Annotated in this window: 22 protein-coding genes; all 22 read left to right on the top strand. The window is 54.4% G+C overall.

Annotated features, from left to right (window positions below):
• The coding region (locus PHI12_10480; protein MDD5511221.1) for a hypothetical protein at positions 1-449 on the top strand (449 nt) is incomplete at its 5' end.
• Positions 446-1,906: a terminase large subunit gene (locus PHI12_10475; protein MDD5511220.1), complete on the top strand. Its 1,461-nt coding sequence runs from the start codon at positions 446-448 to the stop codon at positions 1,904-1,906. The genes PHI12_10480 and PHI12_10475, both read left to right, overlap by 4 nt.
• A 122-nt stretch (positions 1,907-2,028) precedes the next feature.
• Positions 2,029-4,008, top strand: coding sequence for a phage portal protein (locus PHI12_10470; GenBank protein ID MDD5511219.1), 1,980 nt, complete (start codon positions 2,029-2,031; stop codon positions 4,006-4,008).
• Positions 4,008-5,051 (top strand): HK97 family phage prohead protease, encoded by a 1,044-nt coding sequence (locus PHI12_10465; protein ID MDD5511218.1) that lies wholly within the window; start codon positions 4,008-4,010, stop codon positions 5,049-5,051. Before PHI12_10470 ends, PHI12_10465 begins: the two co-directional genes overlap by 1 nt.
• Positions 4,996-6,420, top strand: coding sequence for a phage major capsid protein (locus PHI12_10460; protein ID MDD5511217.1), 1,425 nt, complete (start codon positions 4,996-4,998; stop codon positions 6,418-6,420). Before PHI12_10465 ends, PHI12_10460 begins: the two co-directional genes overlap by 56 nt.
• Before the next feature lie 56 nt (positions 6,421-6,476).
• Positions 6,477-7,172, top strand: a complete 696-nt coding sequence (locus tag PHI12_10455) for a hypothetical protein (GenBank protein MDD5511216.1) — start codon at positions 6,477-6,479, stop codon at positions 7,170-7,172.
• Positions 7,173-7,221: 49 nt separating this feature from the next.
• Positions 7,222-7,422, top strand: a complete 201-nt coding sequence (locus PHI12_10450) for a hypothetical protein (protein ID MDD5511215.1) — start codon at positions 7,222-7,224, stop codon at positions 7,420-7,422.
• 275 nt (positions 7,423-7,697) lie between these two features.
• A complete protein-coding gene (locus PHI12_10445; GenBank protein ID MDD5511214.1) occupies positions 7,698-8,327 on the top strand; it encodes a hypothetical protein in 630 nt (209 codons plus the stop codon).
• Entirely contained in the window at positions 8,324-8,659 is a 336-nt protein-coding gene (locus PHI12_10440; protein MDD5511213.1) for a hypothetical protein, read from the top strand. Before PHI12_10445 ends, PHI12_10440 begins: the two co-directional genes overlap by 4 nt.
• Positions 8,660-9,235, top strand: coding sequence for a hypothetical protein (locus PHI12_10435; GenBank protein ID MDD5511212.1), 576 nt, complete (start codon positions 8,660-8,662; stop codon positions 9,233-9,235).
• On the top strand, positions 9,232-9,720 hold the full coding sequence (locus PHI12_10430; protein MDD5511211.1) for a hypothetical protein: 489 nt from the start codon (positions 9,232-9,234) through the stop codon (positions 9,718-9,720). Before PHI12_10435 ends, PHI12_10430 begins: the two co-directional genes overlap by 4 nt.
• Positions 9,717-9,932, top strand: a complete 216-nt coding sequence (locus tag PHI12_10425; protein ID MDD5511210.1) for a hypothetical protein — start codon at positions 9,717-9,719, stop codon at positions 9,930-9,932. The genes PHI12_10430 and PHI12_10425 overlap by 4 nt, the downstream gene beginning before the upstream one ends.
• A 2-nt stretch (positions 9,933-9,934) precedes the next feature.
• A complete protein-coding gene (locus PHI12_10420) occupies positions 9,935-11,758 on the top strand; it encodes a phage tail tube protein (GenBank protein MDD5511209.1) in 1,824 nt (607 codons plus the stop codon).
• Between the two features lie 11 nt (positions 11,759-11,769).
• Positions 11,770-12,204, top strand: coding sequence for a hypothetical protein (locus tag PHI12_10415; GenBank protein MDD5511208.1), 435 nt, complete (start codon positions 11,770-11,772; stop codon positions 12,202-12,204).
• Between the two features lie 171 nt (positions 12,205-12,375).
• Positions 12,376-15,042 (top strand): hypothetical protein, encoded by a 2,667-nt coding sequence (locus tag PHI12_10410; protein ID MDD5511207.1) that lies wholly within the window; start codon positions 12,376-12,378, stop codon positions 15,040-15,042.
• Positions 15,039-16,340: a LamG domain-containing protein gene (locus PHI12_10405; protein MDD5511206.1), complete on the top strand. Its 1,302-nt coding sequence runs from the start codon at positions 15,039-15,041 to the stop codon at positions 16,338-16,340. Before PHI12_10410 ends, PHI12_10405 begins: the two co-directional genes overlap by 4 nt.
• Before the next feature lie 18 nt (positions 16,341-16,358).
• Positions 16,359-16,931 (top strand): hypothetical protein, encoded by a 573-nt coding sequence (locus PHI12_10400; GenBank protein ID MDD5511205.1) that lies wholly within the window; start codon positions 16,359-16,361, stop codon positions 16,929-16,931.
• Complete coding sequence (locus tag PHI12_10395; protein MDD5511204.1) at positions 16,924-17,262, top strand: hypothetical protein; 339 nt, start codon at positions 16,924-16,926, stop codon at positions 17,260-17,262. The genes PHI12_10400 and PHI12_10395 overlap by 8 nt, the downstream gene beginning before the upstream one ends.
• 22 nt (positions 17,263-17,284) lie before the next feature.
• A complete protein-coding gene (locus tag PHI12_10390; protein ID MDD5511203.1) occupies positions 17,285-19,402 on the top strand; it encodes a phage tail protein in 2,118 nt (705 codons plus the stop codon).
• Between the two features lie 30 nt (positions 19,403-19,432).
• The gene (locus PHI12_10385; GenBank protein ID MDD5511202.1) at positions 19,433-19,732 is read left to right on the top strand and encodes a hypothetical protein; all 300 of its coding nucleotides are present in this window, start codon (positions 19,433-19,435) and stop codon (positions 19,730-19,732) included.
• Between the two features lie 9 nt (positions 19,733-19,741).
• The gene (locus PHI12_10380) at positions 19,742-20,017 is read left to right on the top strand and encodes a hypothetical protein (protein ID MDD5511201.1); all 276 of its coding nucleotides are present in this window, start codon (positions 19,742-19,744) and stop codon (positions 20,015-20,017) included.
• 120 nt (positions 20,018-20,137) lie between these two features.
• On the top strand, positions 20,138-20,481 hold a 344-nt coding region (locus tag PHI12_10375; protein MDD5511200.1), incomplete at its 3' end, for a hypothetical protein.

Raw genomic sequence — 20,481 nt, 5'->3', positions numbered from 1 at the left:
TAAAAAAGAAAGACGAAATCACGCTTCCCGTCCCCGCGTTCATGGCCTGTAAGAACTGCATTGCCGGCCCGAAATGTCCCGAGTATCGCGCCGACGGTTCCTGCGTCTTACTCCAGCAAGTGTACGATTCCATCACCAAACAGGTTCCCGAGTTCATCCCCAACTATGTGAAGGGCGATGAACTGCTAATCCAGCATCTAGCGAATCTTGCCGTGTTGATCTCCCGCGCACATATCTACTTCGGCAAGGTTGACTATTTCATCTACGAACCCGGGAAGAAGGGGCAATCGCCCACAGTGAAGGCCCAGCCGCTTTTCAAAGACCTCCGAGCCCTGATGCGGGACTATGAAGATACCTGCGACAAGCTAGGACTCACCCCCGTAGCCCGGGCGCGGATCAAATCTGCAACACCGGACGGGATATTGTCCATCCCGGTTGATCACCCATGACACGACAACGCTATGTGGACTATGAAGCCTGGGCGGATTACTACCGGCCTAGGCCCCTGGAATTCATCCAGCGGTATTACATCGAATCTGAAACCCTGAAGCCGATCAAGCTCTTCCCCTGGCAGATTGAGAAGATACTAAATCCCCTGTACTCCCGAGTGGATAATCGCCTGCGCTACCAGATCGTCGTCTTAGGGCTGCCGAAGGGGAATGGGAAAACGCGAATCGGAGCGGCGATCGCGCTTCACAAACTCCTTACCGCTCCACGAAACGCTGAGTTATTCGCCAGCGCGAACTCCAAGGACCAGGCAACCAGGGCTTGGAGGGATGTCGCAGCTCCGCTGCAACGGAACCCCGAGCTTATGAAGTTCGTGAAGATCAGTCGCAAAGGCGACGACATTCGTGTGCTTCCCACCGAAGCAACGTACTGCTGTATCTCCGCGGAAGACATTACGGCTCACGGAATGCGGCCCTTTTTCGTCCATTTTGACGAGATGCACGGGCAGCGCGAACGCGAGTTGTATGTGGCTATCCAGACCTCGATGGGCAAGATTCCCGATGCCCAACTCATGATCACGTCAACCGCTGGTGTCTTGAACTCGATTCTTCGTGAGATATATCAGAAAGCCGTGCAAGAGCAGTACGGCACCGATTTCGATGACTCGGTGGTTGACGAGATTATCATCAAGGGGTTGAAATCGGACCCCCGCTTCTATATGTGGTGGAGCTTCGAGAACCTTCTGCCGAGCGCGAAAGACCCTGTGTACCTAGAGCGCGAACGCCAGGTAATGACCCCTATGGAGTTCGCCAGATGGCATTTGAACAGATGGGTGTCGGATGCCACATCGCTTATTGGTCCTGAAGACATCGCTCGCTGTCAGGATAAAGACCTGCAACTAAGGACCACTGCCCTGCCCGGCGTTCGACACGTCTGGTGCTGTGATGTGGGCTTGAAGAATGACAACACCTGTATTGTTATAGGACACCGCGATCCCGAGACCTCGCTGATTTATCTGGACTACATCAAGACCCTTATACCGCAACCCAAGAAGCCGATCCAGATGAGCGATATTGAGCGCGAAGTCTTGTTTGCGCACAACGTTTTCCATCCCGTGCAGTATGTTGTGGACCAACACCAGACTGCTTCGCTGATGGAACGCGCCTCGCGGTCTGGGATTCATATCGAGGAACTGCACATTACGCAGGCCATCAACACCGAACTAGCAACCAACCTGTATCAGACGATACACAACGGTCAGATAAAGTGGCCCTTGAACGATCCTGAATGCAAGGCTATGGAAACCGAGCTTATGACGCTTATCACCAAGGAAACGATGTCCGGCATAAGATTCGACCATCCCAAGCACGGCAAATCCGACCGCGCTACCGCATTGGCCATGCTTATTACGATGATTCGCCGCAAGCCGAATCACGAACCTCGGCTTTGGGTGATTTAGCTGGGGGATTGACTGTGCCTCCTACCGCCAAAGAGATAGCAACTACAGAACTGCGTAAGTGGGTTGAAAAAGCCCCCACCTTTCTTGGTCCCCACATTGACGAGGCAACGCTCGAATTCGGGATGGTCCAGCCGGACGATTACGGCTCGTTCATCCGATATGCGATAAACGCAACCGCTTATTCGTGCATCGCTTATATCCAGCGGACGTGCGCCAAAACCCCAATGCACCTCTACAGAGTGAGTAGGACGACAAAGAAATGGCGTCGGATTGAAGTTTACACACATCCCGTACTAGACCTCCTACAACGACCGAATCCACAGCGCAGCCGGATGCAGTTCTTTGAGAAGATGATGGTCGGCCTTGAATCAACTGGTAACGCTTACATTCTGTTGGATGAGTTCGTCGACGGCAAGCCGACACAGTTGTGGGTCCTCCAACCCGATCTTGTAGAAATCGTGCCCGACCCCGTGAAATATGTTAGGAAATATATCTACAAGGTCAACGGCGGGGAAAAGGAATACCCTCCCTGGCAGATTATCCCCATCAACTACGCCAACCCGCAGTCCTATTGGTATGGTCTGGGGTCTATAGAGGGAGCCCAAGAGGCCATAGACCTTGACAACTATGCGGTCAGATACAACAAAAACTATTTCAAACAGGGCGGCATTCCACCTGTAATTCTGGAAACGGATCAAAGCCTTGCGCCGAATGCCATTCGCCGGCTTAAGAAAGACCTTGCCCGCATGTACTCGGGCGTAGACAAGGCGCATCGCTGGCTAATCGGCGAAGCCGGCCTGAAACCCAGGCCCTTTGGTTCCACGCAGAAGGACATGGAGTTTATGAGTGTTCTTCAGTGGGCGCATGACACCATCTGCAACGCTTTTCATATCCCGCCGCAGATGATTCCTCTGCTGATGAACTCCGCAAGCCAGCAGTATGATCCGAAGCATGATGAAGCGGCAAGGGAACACTGCATTGACCCGCGGCTTGCCCTTATCGCCGAGGTCCTTACGTATCGGCTTGTACACCTCTGGGATGAGACCCTTGAACTTGAATTCGAGCGTGTTACCCGTGAAAGCGACCTCAAGGTCGCGCAGACTGTCCATCTCCAACTCACAGATGGCCTTATCACAATCAACGAGTGGCGTGAACGGCATGGCATGGAACCCGTATCTTGGGGCGATACACCATTCAACGCTTTTACAACTATTGGCGGCGGGCCGCAGAACGAGCGCCCTCCCGAAGACGAAGGCGGCAGGCCGGAAGGCAGTGAGAGCGAGGAGGGCAGTGAGAGCGAGGAAGGTCTCGCTTCTGCCGTAGTCGGCAGCGCACCGGATTCTCCGATTGCCAAGAAGAGCCCGGAAAGCATAGACCGGGATGTCGTCTGGCGCGAGTATATCGAGAAGGCCGAACGCTATCAGCGTAAGCTTGCGGCGGCAATAAAACGGTGGTTTCAAGACCAGGAAAACGAGGTCGCCCGGAAGATTCGGGAGAAAGACGAACTCCGCGAAGGCGATCTTGAAGAGATAATCCCCGAAGAACTCAAATATGCCTCTGCCCTATTCGCCGCCACCATCCTGATTCTGACGAACATCGCTATTCGTGCCGGTCAGGAAGCGGTGGACGAGGTGGCCCCGGGCGAATTGTTCCATCTGAACGCCGCCCTTGAGACTGCGTTGCAGGAACGTTTTGCACTTCTTTGTTTCGATCTTATGCGCCAGACGCGGGAAGCCTTGGTGCAATCATTACTCGAAGGAATCCACGCTGGCGAAGCCAAGGCCCAACTCTCCGACCGCGTAGCGCATATCTTCCGGCAGGCGAAAAGTTACCGCACCGATCGTCTTGCCTGGACAGAAGCACAGACTGCAATTCATATGGCCCAATATGAAGCCTATCTGACCTACGGGGTTGGCAGCATTATGTGGGTTTCGATGCGTGATGAAAAAGTCCGTGATTCGCACCGCACAGTTGATGGCGAGGTTGCAAAACTTGGTGAGCGGTTCTCCAACGGCCTCCGCTATCCGCATGATCCAGATGGACCAGCCGACGAGGTTGTCAATTGCCGTTGTGAGTACATCGCCGTGGAGGTTGAAGAATAATGCCGCTACCCACCCCGAACGAGAACGAAACCCATGATGAGTTCATGGAGCGCTGTATGTCCAATGAAACTATGCAGGAGGAGTACCCCGACGAGGACCAGCGTTATGCGGTTTGCCAAACGCAATGGGAGGGGAAAGAAGAGGCATCCCCCGATCCCGAAAAGCGCGACTTTGACAAACCCCAGCAGAAAATCGCCCAGGTCCGCGCCAAGGACGGCATTGACCTTGCCAGCCGCACTGTTGTTGCCATCGTAAGTGATGAAACCAAGGACCGTTACGGTGATGTCGTAAAGGCCGCAGGCTGGAAACTAGAAGAATTCAAGAAGAATCCAGTCATTCCTTGGGCGCATCAGACAAGTGGCGGCCTCTTCGGTGGAGGTTCGGTTCCTTTACCGGTAGGGAAAGCCCTGGATATTTGGATTGAAGCCGACAAGCTCTATGCAAGGGTTCAATTCGCCGAACATGACTTTGCCGAGGAGGTCTGGCGGCTTTACCGCGACGGCTATCTTCGCGCATTTTCGGTGGGCTTCCTACCGAAGAAGTGGGAGCGAATGTACGAGGGCGAGGGTTCGGATGCCCATTATGTAGGCACACGGTTTCTTGAGCAGGAACTGCTGGAGATTTCGGCTGTCCCCATCCCGGCAAACCCGAATGCCCTGGCCTTGGCAATGCACAAAGGGCTGGAATTGAAGCAGGTAGCTCAATATTTCCCCGATCTCCCGGAGATCGTTATTCCTGCTACCAAGACCGTTGTGGGCAATGGGGATGCTACCCCGTCCTTGAAACATACCAGCGGGGATGCAACTGCCCTGTTGAAAGGAACTCAAGTCCCCGCGCCTGACTTTGACACGATGTTACGAGGTCCAACGCCACCGCCGGTGGCGCAGGAAGATGACAAGGCCGCTCCAAACGGGGCGGCCTTCAACATACCCGCAGCTCCCGACAAATCACGCATCAAACCCAAGATGCTGTACCTCGCTACTGCCATTGCCACGCTTACATTGCTGCGGAAGTCCCGAAAGGAGAACGGTAACGATGAGTAAAGCGATTGAAGACCAGCTAAAAGGCCTGGGGTTCGACAAGGCCGAAGACGCGATTCTTGCGCTAAAAACGTACAGGGAAAAAGCGAATTCAGAAGACGGTTCCGATGTCGCCGTCGCCAAGCAGATCGCAAAAGAAATCATTGATGAATTCAACGCTGCCGAGAAGGATCGAAACGCAAAGCCCGTGGAGTTCCCGACCGGTGTTGACTCTGATCCCGCGGAGACTATCGCCAAGGATGCTGAAGCCTACAACGTATTACTGGATGCCTCCATGCTTGCAGTAATCACCAACTCGAGTCGGATGCGGAACATCATGGAGCCACTGACGCTGCGGCAGGCCCTTGCCCAGTTTGAAGGCCCCGGTAAGCGCGTTTTGAGGGCGATGGATACCGCTGAACAGGCTGGCGGTAAGGAATGGTTCTACACCGCTTTGAGTCGTCAGTTGCGGGAAGAGATCAGGTTGGAAACCAAGGTTCGCGGTCTCTTCGAGTTTGTTGAAATGCCCACCAACCCCTTCAAGTGGCCGACAAGAATCAGCGACGTGACTGTCTATGCGGTAGCTGAGAACACCGCCGATACCGAACAGACCTCGGCTACGGCGAGCCAGTTGGGGACCGGCGATGTGTCGATTACGGCCTACTTCCTCGGTACGCTGTCGCGGTTTAGCCATGAGTTGGACCTGCGCTCAATCATCCCCTTGCTTCCGGCGTTCAGGCGCAATATCGTGATTGCGCACCGGGAGGCCGAGGAATACGCACTGATCAATGGCGATATGTCCACCTCGAGCAACATCACCACGGCCGGTGGGGGGACCTCAGCAGGGTATAAATGGTCCATTTGCGATGGTCTCCGTCATGCTTTCCATGGTGACGCCACCAGGTTCATTGACGGGTCCGGCGGGTTGAAAAACTCGCTGCTTCGCGGTGGACGCGGCAAGATGGGCAAGTGGGGCGCAAGCCCGGATCGGCTTGTTTACATCACCAACGTCGAGACCTACATCAAGCTGCTTGACAGCATCTCAGAAGTCCAGACGCTTGACAAATACGGTCCCAAGGCCGTCATCCTTACGGGTGAGCTTGCCAAACTGGATGGAATCCCGATCATTGTAAGCGGCCAGCTCCCCTTGCTCGATGACGACGACACGATGAACGCTTCCGACGAAAACAACACCGATGGTACGATCATCTGCGTCCACAAGGATGTTTTTGTCGGTGGCGACTGGGATGCCTTGCGAATCAAGGTATCTGACGAACCGATTCAGTACGACCAGACGAAGATCGCCAGCTTCCGTGCCCTTGGGTTCCAGGGACTCTGGCTCTCCAGCGGCATTTCGCCGGGCGGCTTCGTGGTTTACAACATCACTGTGTAGAACTGGGGGTTCTTCGGAACCCCCTCTTTCCTGTTTTCTGAAAGGAGTGATTACCCTTGGCGAACGATTTCACTTCCACCGCTAGGGGTTGGGAATCAAAAGACCTGCAGACCATTCTGGATGAATTGCAGGCGCAATTCACCACGGCGGGCTGCTTCGATGGACCTGTAACGGCTTCAAGCATAACCGCCCCCGCAGAAAGCCATCTTTTGCTTAAGACGACGGATAGCGATAAGAACGTGCGGCTCAACTCGCAAACCTTCACCGAGGATGCAAGCATTGTCGGTGTGCAGATCAAGCCGGGGGCAGGCGTTGCTCTTACACATGGCCTTGTGGGGCTTGAGGTTGAACCGAGGATCAACGACACGTTTCCAGGCACGAGCATCCACGGCATCTTCGCAGGTCCGTGGAAACGCGGTACGGGCGAGGCTGGCGACTTGACAGGGACGTTCGTTGCTTACGAAGGCAAGCTGCAGTCTGATAGCGGTTACACTGGGACCATCGCGGGTCCTGCCGCTGTTCTGCGGGCAATCAACAGTTTGCACGGGACGGTCACCAACGGTCCTTCGGTAATCTACGCACACAATCACGAAGGTAACGTGGCCTGGGATTCGCTCATCTACGGAACCGAAGCCCTCGGAACGCACAGTCTAACCACGAACAGCGACAAGTCGGGCCAAACCAAGGCGGGCACGATCAAAGTCAGGTTCAACGACACGCTCTACCACATCCAGCTCTACGCCGACGGCTAACAGTACAGGGGGGGCCTTGGGGCCTCCCCTTCCTTGGAGGAGGATTAGAGTGAAGACATATCTGGAGGAACGCAAGGCAGCTTTGGCAAGCGAATGCAGAGCCGCACAGGAGCAGATCAATCGCCTAACCGCGATACTACTCAAAATGCAGGGCGCGATGATTGAGATTGAGCAAATAGTCCAGCACATTGAGGATCAGGAATCGAAATCCGTGCCCGAATCAGCACCAAAGGAGTCTGTTAGCGAGTGAAAACCGTCAAGGTTAGATGTAATCACGCCTGGAGTGGCGCACCTTGGGCGGGAATCAGCCGAATCCTTCCCAGCCAAGAACCGCAAGAGCTTCCTGAAGTTCTCGCACATCATTTAGTGGACACGCATCCCTACTGGTTTGAAATCATTGAAGATCCGAGTGAGGAAACTACAAAGACCGCTCCCGAACCGGTAGTGGAAATGGTCGAAGCCCCTGTGAACCGTCAAATGAAAAGGGGCCGACCTCGCAAGAGATAGGCCAAGGTGGTATAACCCATGGCAGCGGATACCCGCGCACTTGTTTCGCTTACTGAGATTAAGCAGTATCTCGAAATAGACTCCGAGGATACGGGCCGCGACGCTCTTCTCACGGCTATGGTGAATTCGGCCACAGACGTTATCGAGCGGTTTTGTAGCTGCTACTTTGTCGAATATGAGGTTGCCACCATTGAGATCCCCGAGAAGCATGACGGCACAGGGACCGACGAGTGTTACACAGACTATTATCCGATACGGTCCATTACCCAACTCAGGGACAATCCCTACACGGGCACGGCGCGGGTGCTTAGTCCGACCGATTATCTTCTTTACGCCGATGAGGGCCGAATCAAGCTGCGCACCGATTCACAGACATTATCCCGGTTTTCTTCTGCGCCACAGAGTATCGAGATAGCCTACAAAGTCGGGTATTGTGCGGATACGGCAAGTGTCCCCCATGATGTCAAGGCCGCGGCAAAGCAGTTGATCGCCGTCTGGTATCGGGATCGCGCCGGCGATTTGACCACCGAAAGGATAGGCGACTACACCTGGCAACGGTCACCTGCGTGGCGGGAACCGACAGACCTTCCCGACCAGGCGAAGTTTCTCTTAGGCCCGTACATTCGCTACAGGGTTGGAGCCGTATGAACCTCCCTCATATCGCCGACCACTATAAGGCCAGTTCCGAGATGGTTACAAACACCTTGCAACCCAAATCGGCTAAATATAAACTCAATGCCTCCGATGTCCCCTGTTTCATTCAAGCGGGGGGGTTCAAGGATAGAACCACTTGGCTGGGGCATATAGGCGAGATGCCATATGTCATCTACCTGCACTACCGGGATGATATCACGCAGGGCGACCAGTTCCAGCAGAAGATAGGCAGTACTACGCATAAATATGCAGTCATCGTCCCGCCCGAAGACATGCTGGGGCGGAAGCTATACCTGAAATGCGTGTGCAAGAAGGTAAAGACGTAAGTGAGTGTGCAGAGCGGGACTCCCGCGAACGTCTTCTACATCGAGGTTATATCCCCCGAGATTGAGAAGGCTGTCAACCAACTCAATCAGGAAGCCCTTCCCGCCCTATTGCGCGTCTTCCACTTGGAGACCGTTCGGCTCAAGAAAGAGGTTCGGGAAGAGATTGAGCGGCAGAGTCTTGTGGATACCGGTGCTATGCGCGATGCCACAGAGTCTTCTGTAGAGGAAATCAGGGTTGGCAGTATTGCCGAGGTTGTCGGCAGGGTATTCAACGATATAGCTGCGCAGGATGCGCGGGGTGGTACAGGTTACTACGCTCTTAGCCACCACCAGGGCTTCAGAAAATGGGTTCCCTTCGCCGTATCCCCGCGGTTATTGGGCTGGGCGATCAGGCATGGTTTTGCGGTTATGCAGACCCGCGACAGGTGGGGCTATCGACCTCCGGGCATGTGGGTTGGGTCTGGTAAGGGCGCGGGGAGGCCCTTCATGCGCCTCGTAGCGGAGCGAAATGCGCTCAAAGTATTGCAGGCGGTTGAACAGGAGTTCCGGGCATTGCTGGGGAGGATCACTACTTGAAATATCACGCTAGGGCCATCGGATACAAGATACGGGACCTTCTTTACTCCCAGCATAAAACAAGCCATAAACTCGTTGTTTGTTCCTTTGGGCAACTCTCTACTCTCCCCGAACCGCCGCTGGACACTAGTATTCCCGCGCTCTTCATTATGCCGAAAAGAGTTTCCAATGTAGAGCAGACGATAGCTTCTTCCAGTACGCATGTCCGGCAGACCTACAATTTCGAGATTCTCTACCTGCGCCCCATAGCGGTAGACGAAGAAGCGTACAAGGAGACAGTTGACGAAGGAGAGGCAATCGCCGCGAGCTTGTGGGCGCATCGTAAGCTAGACGGTCTTTCCCTAGCCGAGGCCCGGATAGTCAATAGCTATGTCATGGATGTCATCTATGACGACCCGACAGGACGCTTTCTTGAAGCGACGCTGAAACTTGCCTGCGAAGCGATCCTGATTACCTTTGCCGTGGAGGTTCAAGCGACAAGATGATTCGACTTATTTTCGGTAGGCCCGAGCCACACCAGATCAAGGGCGGACTCTACAGGTGTGGTGATGTGATTCATGTGCCCAAGAATGAGGTGGCCGCATGGGAAGCCTGTGGTTTCTATCGGCCTCAAGTAACCAAGCCGCAGGAAAAAGAAGCCGTAGCCGTGGTCAAACCGCCATCGGTCAAACCCCGGCGTAGAAGTGGGAGGCGGTAATCATGCCCGAAGGAGCACTGGGGCATGTGGGGTTCGCCCGCGAGAGTTCCTGGGGAACTGCCGTAGCAGCCAAGCATTATATCCCTATCTTGCCGGGAGAGACCATAGCCCAGACAAAGGATTTACTTGTGCAAGACACGATTCGCGGTGATTGGGACCATCCCCAAGCCCGCGAAGGGGTCAACGCTGTTTCTGGTTCATTCGCTATCGAAATGGACCCGCTCAAGTCAGCCTATTTCTTGATGGGTTTGTTTGGTGCGGCTCCGAGCACGAAGAACATTGACACGTTTACCTTGCTTTCGGCTTCAGCGGAAGCAACAATGGCCGTTGAATATGCCCCGCCGGTTTCCAGCCGGGTCATCGTTACCGTGTCGGGGGGCACGGATGGAACGGGTACGGTAAAGATCAACGGGAAAGATTCAGCGGGGGAAGATACGGATGAAACCCTGACCTTTTCCGGCAATGGGACGCAGGTAACAACGAAGGTATTCAGTGCGATTACCAGCGTTGTTACAACCGACCTGCACGATGAGGCAACCCCGCCGACCATTACGCTGAAGTCCCTGCGCACCGTTTCTGAACGTGCCGAGGCTACCGATACACTGGTGTTTACAACGCCTGGTATTGCCTCGAAGCTGCGGATTACGGTATCCGAAGGCACGGACAATACCGGTATGATTGCAGTCACGGGAACTGACCGTCATGGCGCGGCACAGGATGAGAACGTCACAATAAGCCCGACAGCCTTACTTGCAGCCACCCCAGCGCTGGTTTCTATGTCGCTGACCACACAACCCTCAGTAGCCAGCCGTCTTGAATTTATTGTGGACGGCGGCACGACGGGTGATGGTGAAATCACCATCACGGGCAAGGATGAGTACGGAAACGACATAACCGAAACGCTGGTCTTTGCTACTAATGGTACGAAGACGACCGGCCAGCACTTCGCAAGCGTCTCGGCGATTGCCACAACGGGATTACACGAGGAAAATGAGGTTCCCACGATTGCGGTCAATGAAGTTACATACTATACAGAGAATATCTATGGTTCAGTCACTGCCCTAACCTCTTCCAACCTCTCGGATGAGATTGCAGTACCCAAGACCGAAATTGATGCCTACGCCTACTACGAACATACGTTCAAGCCCGCGACTTCGCGGTGGTCTGCAGCTTGTGACGTACCGCCCTTCACCCTAGAAGTCTGGCGTGACGACACAGATGATACACCCTACGCGCAGCAGTATAGCGGTATAGCGGTGGCCAGTGGGCAGCTTGAATTCTCTGTAAGCACACAGATACCCAAGCTCACCCTGAACGTTGTTGGGAAGGGCATGACGCAGGCGGCGCGGACCACGCCAGCTTTTGGGATCACCCCCTCCTACACAACCTGGGATGCCGTGATCACCATCGACCAAGCCGCCAACACTGACCTTGAAGGCATCACCATCGGAATTGACAATCATCTAACTCCACGCCACACGCTTTCGGGAACTCGAGACGCCACTAAAATTGTCAGGACCGAAAAGCGCGATGTAACGATAGATCTTAGCGTGCTCTGGAACGACAACACAGAATTCAATGCGTTCCTCAATCAAACCCAGCGCCCCTTCGTCGTAAAGTTCACCCATGCAACGGCGATTGCCTGTGGGCACAAGTACACAATGACGTGGAGCGTCCCAGCGTTCAAATATGCGGCGTTCGCACCACTGATGGGCGACCTGGGGCCGATTGTCGCTGAAGCGAAGGGCATTGCGGACAACGATCTGAGTTCGGGCTATACCATTCAGTGTGTCATCGAGAATACCTATCCTGATTTTGTCAGCTAGGGGGGCTTAGAGTGAGGGTTAGGAAGGCAAGCGCATGGAGGACGGCAACTGAAAAGACGATTACCGTGAAGGCGGAAGACGGGCAGGAAGTCGGCGTAACCATTCGCCGGCTTTCTCCTGATATGTTCCTGGGGTATGCGGCTGGACTTCTGCCGGTTCCCGAACTGGTGAAGAACAAGGACAACCCTCAGGGAATGGCTGATATGTTCCTGAAAAGCCCGGAGGCGCTGGAAGACTTTATGTTTTTCATTGCGCAGAAGGGCATGGTTTATCCGAAACTGGTGGATGACTCCACCGTGGAGTTCGCGGAGGATGAAGTAGCCCCCCGACACCTGGGGATGGCATACTTCGAGGTCATCAAGGAAATCACCGCGTTTAGTGGCATGTCATTCGACGGCGATGCGGCCCCTTTTTCGCAAGAAACTACAAGCTCTTCTGGTACTTAAGTCAGACATACCACGTCCCTCCTTCATTTTGGATGCCCGACCTACCGCCCCTGAAAGCCCTTGCTTTCGATGCAGAGATCATGCGTCTCGGCAGCAGATATGAGAACTATCTTCGCGATGCGATGGAGAGAAAGCGCGGCAAGAGGTGGCGGCGGCGTTAGGAGATAATCTATGAACTTTCGCCACCTGCTTGAGATTCTTATTCGGGGTAAAGCCGACACCACAGAATGGAAACAAGCCGAAAAGGACCTCAAGCAGATCAGTACAACCCTAACCTCTCTTGGGAAGCAAATGGCCGTCATGGGGGCGGCCATTTCTGGTGCTTTGGGGCTGATGACGAAATCAGCCATTCAATATGCTTCGCAGTTGGACGCTACTTCAAAGCGTACAGGCGTAGCGGTTGACGAATTGGCGAAGCTCGGCTATGCCGCCGAGATGGAACACGCCAATCTTCAGAAGTTGGAGATGTCCTTCCGCTATTTCTCGCGGACGATCAACCAGGCACAGCGGGGTACGGGGCAGGCCGCAGAGCAATTTGAACGGCTCGGCATTGAACTTAGACAGCAGGACGGTACGCTCCGTCCGATAGGCGAACTCTGGCTTGAGACGATGGGCATCTTGGGAGACCTTGGCGATACGGCAGAGGGCACAGCCGCCGCCGTCAGTTTGATGGGCGGCATGGCTGGACGCGGAGCGATGGAGATTCTGCCCTTCATCAAGGCAAACCAGGATTTGGTCGAAGCGTACATGGCTCAGGCAGAAGCATTCGGCCTGGTCTTGACTCCCGACCAAGTACAGCGTTTCCGCGACGCTGAGAAGGCGGGGATCGCCACCCGAAAGGCCATGTTTGGCTTGAGTCTGGATGTGGCTTCGGTCTTGGTCCCGGCCTTGACCAACCTTCACGGGATCATCCAATCGGTTATCCAGGCATTCAGCGGTCTTCCCCCAGCCATTTCGATTGTCTTGGTTACGCTTGCGGCTGTAGCAGGTGCATACTTCGCCGTAAGTGGCGCAGTCATTCTACTTACAGGCGCATTGGGCAAATTGGTCATCGCCTTTGGAGCCGTCAAAGTTGCGGGCGGATTGACGATGGCGATGCTCGGCAATCTCCTTGGTGTGGTTGCGGCGGTAGCTGTCGGTATCGGTATTCTGATAAGTCAGCTTGATAGAGGGAAGAGTTCCGTTGCTGCCCTGGAGGGGGAACTCAGTCAGACTAGCGATACAATAAAACAGGTTCGCGGAGAAATCTCCCTCCTTGATGCCAGAATCCAAGAGCTTACCGCTGTTGCGGAAGAGTATGAACGTCAACAGCATGAAATACGCCTGGAGATGGCTAATCGTTTCGGGGCTGCTCTGATGTCCGCGATCCGCAAGCGATATGCCGAGCAATTAGAGGTAGAGAAACAGGGCCAAGAGGCTCTTTACGAGCAGGAAGTAGAAGCCGCCAATAGACGCCTGGATGCGGCCCGGGAAGCCCACGAAGAGGGCCTGCGCGAACTTGACAGGGCCATCTCGAAGGAGATCACAGCACTTCGCAGGGCCAATGAAGACAAGGAACGCGAATACAGGCGCGACCTGGATGCACTTATTGAAGCTAAACGGGCAGAGATAGACGCGCTTGACGATGCCATAAATGAAGAAGACGCCCAGCGTAGGGCTGCCGACCGAGAACGCCGCCGGGCGTTACTGGAAGAGGAACGGCTGCACACCACATATCGGCCTCGTCTTGCGGAGATTGACGAAGAGCTTGCTCGAATTGCCTTTGAAGAGCACCGCGATCAAGCCAAGAAAGAGATTGAGGCACAGCGCAAGGAACTCGAAGAAGAAATCCAGCAAATCCGCGACCAGGCTGAAGAAGAGCGGATACAGCGGCAGCGACAATTTCAGGATTCCCTCTCGGATTATCAGAACTACCTGAACGACTTGGCCGATGGCCGGGATGTCTATTTCGAGGGCAACCTGACGGCGGAACAGGAGGCTTTCGCCGCCTCGATTCGCCAGCAACAGCAGGCCCTTCTTGAACGCTGGAACGCCGCCGAGCAGGCCCACACCGATGAAATGGCCCGCCTGGAGACATGGAACCAAGAGGAACTCGATGTAATTCAGGCCAAGTACGACCGCCTGATGTCCGATTATAATGTGTTCAACGAAGCCATGGCTCTGATGACCGGAGATAAGCAGGAAGAGATTCTTGAACTTCTGAACACATACGAAAAGGACTGGCGTTCGCAGGGCAAGAGTTTCGTTGACATGATGATCATGGGCATGGAAGATGAATTCCCGAGCCTGCAGGCGATTGCCGCGCAGATCGGCTTGGTGCAAAGGGCGGCGGCGGAGGAAGTGGCCCGTCTTCGCCAGCACGCAGCAAGCGCGACTAACGCCGCCCAGGAATTGCGTAGTGCAGTCAGCGAGCAGAAGAGGCTGCTGGGTGAACTAGAAGCCCAACAGGCCCAGGCCGAACAACTGAAGCGCGACATAGAAGCCAGGCGTGCGGCCATGGAAGTTGGTTCCGGCGTTTGGAGCGACTTCTATACCCAACAAGGGACCTTGCCAGGGGATATATCACCTCCGGGCCGCGCCGTGGGCGGCTGGACATCTGCGGACCAACTCGAGTACCACCATGCCGGCGAACTGACCCTGCCCGCCTACATTGCAGACTGGTTCAAACGAATGGGTATTCCTGTTTCCTCGCCGGCGTCTAGCGCAAGCACGGTGAATAACTATTTCACGATGCAGGCCCAGCTCTCGGATGGTTACGACACGGATCGTATGTGGGAGGATTCCTTCCGCATCATCGAATCGCGTTCTTTGGGCAGAGTGGCGGTGACAAGAGTATGATACGTTTCGGTGCTATCACCTTTGACGGTGTTACCTACGATGCCCTCCTTTTTGAGGAACCATATGAGAAGCGTCTGTACCATGCTGACATTCGGGGGCGTCACGGTGCTGTTGTGCTGGATGATTCAGATGTGGCGGCCAAGACGTTTCGCATTCAAGGCGTAATTCACGGCATAGACCGTGCCGCCTTCGAGACCGCACGGGACACCCTGAAGACTTGTTTCGGGCGAAAAGGTCTCCAAAGGCTGGTCACGGATACCGGTACACATTATTGGGCAGAATGCAAATCCTTCATCATTCCCGAACAACCCGATGACCCCTACGGTGCGCCGTTCTCGGCGTACCTCTTGTGCCCACATCCGTTTCGTGAAGCGGATGCAGAGACGATCAACGTTGTGCAACCCACAGGCTGGTGCAGGATCGCCACAGGGGTCAACGGTAACGCACCGGTCTATCCGCTTATCAAAATAACTGGGTCGGTCACAAACCCGAAAATCGTTACTGCGGATTCACTGTTGCAGAGCAAATTCGAGGGTGATCTGGCGGCCAGCAGAAGCCAGGAATGGTTACACAGTGGCACAGCGGCTTATGCCCAGGGCCGCTGGGGTGATGCTCAAGGAGCCGTTGTCGCTACTGGTTCTGAAACCCTCTCTCTGGCCACGGCAGGTAACATTGAAGCCTACAGGGGCACAATCTGTTTCAACTGGCGACACAACGACAACTCCACAGCACGAAGCCTTTTGGCTTTAGCTTCCGATTTCATTCTGAAACTGTCCGCAGGGCGCAAGCTGTCCTTCTACAATGAATCCGAAGAACTAGAGTGGGAAGACGCCCTTGCGAACGAAACCTGGTATCACATCGCGCTCACCTGGGATGCCAATATTCCAGAACGAAAGCTATACGTCAACGGCGTTCTCCGCAAGGAAGTCTCCGCCTACACGCCGCCGAACCTCGATAGCAGCATGGTTGTTATTCCAGATGGGCAGGTTTGTGATTTTCGTTGTTATAGCCAGCCTCTGACGCCGGCAGAGATTCAGGAGGTCTTCGAGGGCCTGCCTGGCGACTATGACGATGATTATGCCTCCCTGCTTTATACGGGGACCATAGCCGGAGATGAAACCTTAGTCATTGATTGCGACAGGAGGACTGTGAAGCTCAACGGTGCTTCCGTATTGAGCGCAATCACGACTGTCGGCGAAGACTTCCCCAGTTTCCCTGCTACCCACAGAGACCTGTTTTACGATCATACCAGCGGTACGCCCACAATCCGAGTTAGCTTCCGGGATCGCTGGTATTAGGGAAAAGGGTGATTCAGTATGCCTCCCACCACCACTATCAAGGGCGGCAATGATGTAACTACTGTTGCTGCTAATGATGTCATTGTCTTCTCGGGATATTTCGGCACTACGCCGACCTTTGGCCGTTCAATCAAAGTCGGGGAGTACAACAGCCAGACCAAGACCTCTTCGGACGGCGTAACGGATGACGGCGGCCTGTTGCCCAATGTGGCCTATGTGGATAGCACGCACTGGGCGACGAAGGACGTAAACGCTGGTGGCTCGTCAACGGCGCTGGCCGGCAACTCGCCGACGCAGGCACAGAGTACGTTCAAGATCACCGTATCCGATGGGATTGCCTTCGAATGCAACGAGCGCAAGCTTTACCTTGATGATGGTAGCACGCCGGCGAATCCGCCTTCGGGCGTGAACTGCAAGGGGATCAAATATGGGGATACGACCTGGCAGGATTGTGGGGGCTTTGGGAATGCGCTTGAATTCGGGGATTCCGCGGCGGCAACGTCACATACGATTTATGCTTCGGTGTCGCTAACACCTACTGCTAACGGGATCAAGACCGGCAGGCTGATGTGGCAGTATGAATATGTCTAGACCTCATTGGGTTTGTCTGCTGAGTAATGGACAGGAGTATGCAGGCTGTAACGATGATCATCCCCGACCGTGGGGACAATTGCAGGGGTATCTTCACGAAAACGGCCTGAAGATCATCGGGACTAGGCTGATCGCTTTCGGGCGAACCCACCAGGCGCCTGCTCATATGGAGCGATACTTTGTTCCCACTCGGGTCAGTGAAGCCTTGTTCCCCGTGCGCGGCAATCGAAAGGTAGAGCATGGCCTCGGCTATCTGCACGGCGGCTTCAGGCATATGCTCTGGGTATCTGATGGGGAATCCCGGCTCGAGATTACACCATGGCGTGACTGAACCCTAGAGAGGAGGGGGGAGTATGTACGGTAATCGCGCTCAATGGAATGCGGTAACTTGGAACGGCATTCGCCGCGCCCAAATTGTTGTTGTTGAGCGTGAGTTTCGTCTAAAGGGCCCGCTTGATGAAATCCACGAACGCGAGATACATATTAGAGCGCACGAGAGCCTTTCGGTTGAGCGCGACATTACCGCAAGAGGGCACGAGGACGCGCTAGTCGAGCGTATTGCGAAGGCCAGGGCACACAAGGAAGCCACGGCAGAACGCGCTGCCAGGGCCAGGGCACACGAGGATGCGCTAGTCGAGCGCGTTGCGAAGGCCAGGGCACACGAGGATGCCACAAGCGAACGCCCCCTCCATATCAATGGTCCCCCGATGCCTCCACGCCATGCGGTGCGCCGGCCCAAGCCGGTTGGGTATTACATCCAAGTCTATGACACCGACAACAAGCTTCTGGCGCGGCTCGAACAAGCCACCGAGAAGAATTTCACCAAGAAACTTAACGGCACTGGCGAGTTCTCGTTTCAGATTCCGCATAGCGATTCCAAGAGTGATCACCTCGTAGGCGGGAATATCGTCAAGTTCTTCAAGAAGAGTTCTTCCACGCCGATCTTCGCTGGTATTCTTGGAAAACGGCAGCGAGACGGCCAGTGGGAAAAGTGGACGGGCAAGGGAATAGCCTGGCTATTGAGCTATTACCGAGCGGCTCGCAACAGATACTGGGAATATGAAGATTACAATGATACGGCAGACGTGTTCAGCGATTTCCTACAGGGTACGACGGTTTCAGCAGATACACTTGCCTCTGCCGTCAACCCGGGATTTAGGGCTAACGGTGAAAGCCTTCTGTGGTGTATCGCTACTTACGCTGCCCAGGTAGGACAAGATTGGGAAGTGGACCCCGACGATCTCTGTCTAAACACTTACAGCGCCAAGGGTAGTGGCTTGGAAGTAGAATTTCGTCACGGTTTGAATTCCAATGTGCTAGAACATGAAATTGACTATGACTCGATTATCAACGACCTCCTTCTACTGGGATACGGTGAAGGCTATTGGCAGCTAAACGGGACTGTCGAAGATACCGAAAGCATTACTGCCTACGGCAGGCGTCAAGGGACGATCACGGAACGGGAAATCGAGCATGACGACGTTCTGACGGCTCGGAAGAACGAACTGATTGCCATTCTAAAGAACCCTCGGATTACCTATCGGGTTGAAGTGATAGACTGGCAAGACCTTACGTTCGATGTAGGGGACATCGTTTACATCAGCTATCCCAAGCTAGGCGTTAACCGAGACCAGAAACGCATTGTGGAGTTCAGGCTGGACTGTGAGACAAACCGGTTCACGATTGACGTAGGCGAAGCCCGGCCCGACGTTTTTCAGAAGATAATACAGACTGCGGATCGGGTTGCAATCGAGGCATCGTTTCAGCAGGGTTCGACGGCCTATCTACCTTATATAGGCACCGGTGATAACTTCAGTCCAACAATTCCCTATATTCTCCGGGTCTATATCCCTGCTGATGTGAAACAGATGGGTTATGCCAAGCTCTCTTTCTGGCTGGCGAAGTTCAGGGCCTTTAGCGCGGTCACGGCTAGCGGCGGGGGCCAGACAACCTCTTCGGGCGGGGGGCAGACAACCTCCGATGGTGGCGGCACCTCAACCTCCGATGGCGGGGGCCAGACGACCAGCGATGGAGGCCAGCATATGCATAACATCGCACTGGTCAATTGGGAGACATTATCATCTGAGGGCCACACGCATACTTACTCAAAGGCCCCGACCGCCACTGGTTGGACATGGGACCACAGCCATACCGTCAGCGATCACAGCCATACGGTCAGCGATCACAGCCATACGGTCAGCGATCACACGCATACCGTCAGCAACCACACCCATGGCATTACTGCCACGATTAACGAACTTAGCCTGCCGGGTAATGTAAGCATCAAGATCAACGATATTGACCGCACCGCCGCTTTAGGTGGTCCCTGGAATTCGGACCAACTTGACATAGACATCAAAAACTACCTGACTATCGGGCAGACCAACACCATCAGCTTCTATGCCACGCAATTGGGCCGCATGGACGCTACCTGCAACATCAAAGCCTTCACGCTTGCCAAGGTATCTTAGCCTTCCTGAGCCAAGACAGGGGGTTCCAATATGGATGGCAACCGACTCGAACGAATTGAGAACGGCATCAATGGTCTGCACTCTAAGGTGGACGGCTTAAGCAAAGAGGTCAAGGACTTCCAGATTACGACTGAGCATCGTCTGACAAAACTTGAGGGGCGGGTGTTCAGTAATTTCAAGCCCTCACTCTCTGCCGTCAATGAGAATGGGCGCGTCACACTCAATTTGAGTAAGGCCCTGGTGCTCGCCGCTCTTCTTCTGGTCATGATTGCCGGTCTTCTTGGGGGAGTTGGGGCTGACTGGCTACTGAAACTGGTAAACGGAGGATAAGAAAGGAGTATGTTAAGCATGTCTGGTATTCCCGATCAACTATTTGGGGTTGCTGTAGTCCCCTTCATTGTCATGTTGATAGAAGTCGTGAAGAACATTCCCCGATTCAATCACAAGTTCTCTCCGCTGGTGGCCCTAGGATTTGGACTGGCGTTCTCTCTCGGCTGGTTTCTTCTATCGCGAGAGATTGACGTTATAACCGCAGTCATCTGGGGCCTTATCTATGGTTTGACGGCAATCGGCGGCTACTCGAGTACCAAGAACATTCGAGAAGCCCTCCGATAAACTCTTCGTTCGGGTTCCTCCCTCGGACGAAGCTTCCCCATCCCTCCTCCCTGCGCGGGCAGCCAAACGGCTGCCCGCATTCTTCTTCTTTTTGGGTATATAATGATTGGGGAGGTGAGGATGATGAAGGTGTTACGTGTCGTCCTGGTTGTTGCCTTGCTACTCCTTCTACCTGGCTGTAATGGTTGTAGCAACAAGTGGTTCAAGGTCGAAATCACGGGGCCGGAAAGAATGCAGTTCATCGGACAGGTCCTGGTAACGAAGGCCAATGGTAGTACCGAATCGCAGAGTCTGGATGGTTGGGCTCCCCAGGAGATGTACTACGAGGGGGTAGCCGTTTCGGTGATCATTCAGAAGGATACGGATGCCAGCGGCAGCCTGACGGTTTCTTTGCTCAAAGACGACAAGATAATTGCCACCAGCAAGGCTACAGGGGCATATGGCGTAGCCAAGATCAGCGGACA

It is taken from the genome of Dehalococcoidales bacterium, from assembly GCA_028716225.1.
In the GTDB taxonomy this organism is placed as follows: Bacteria; Chloroflexota; Dehalococcoidia; order Dehalococcoidales; family UBA5760; genus UBA5760.
This window is presented reverse-complemented; position numbering and strand designations above follow the sequence as displayed.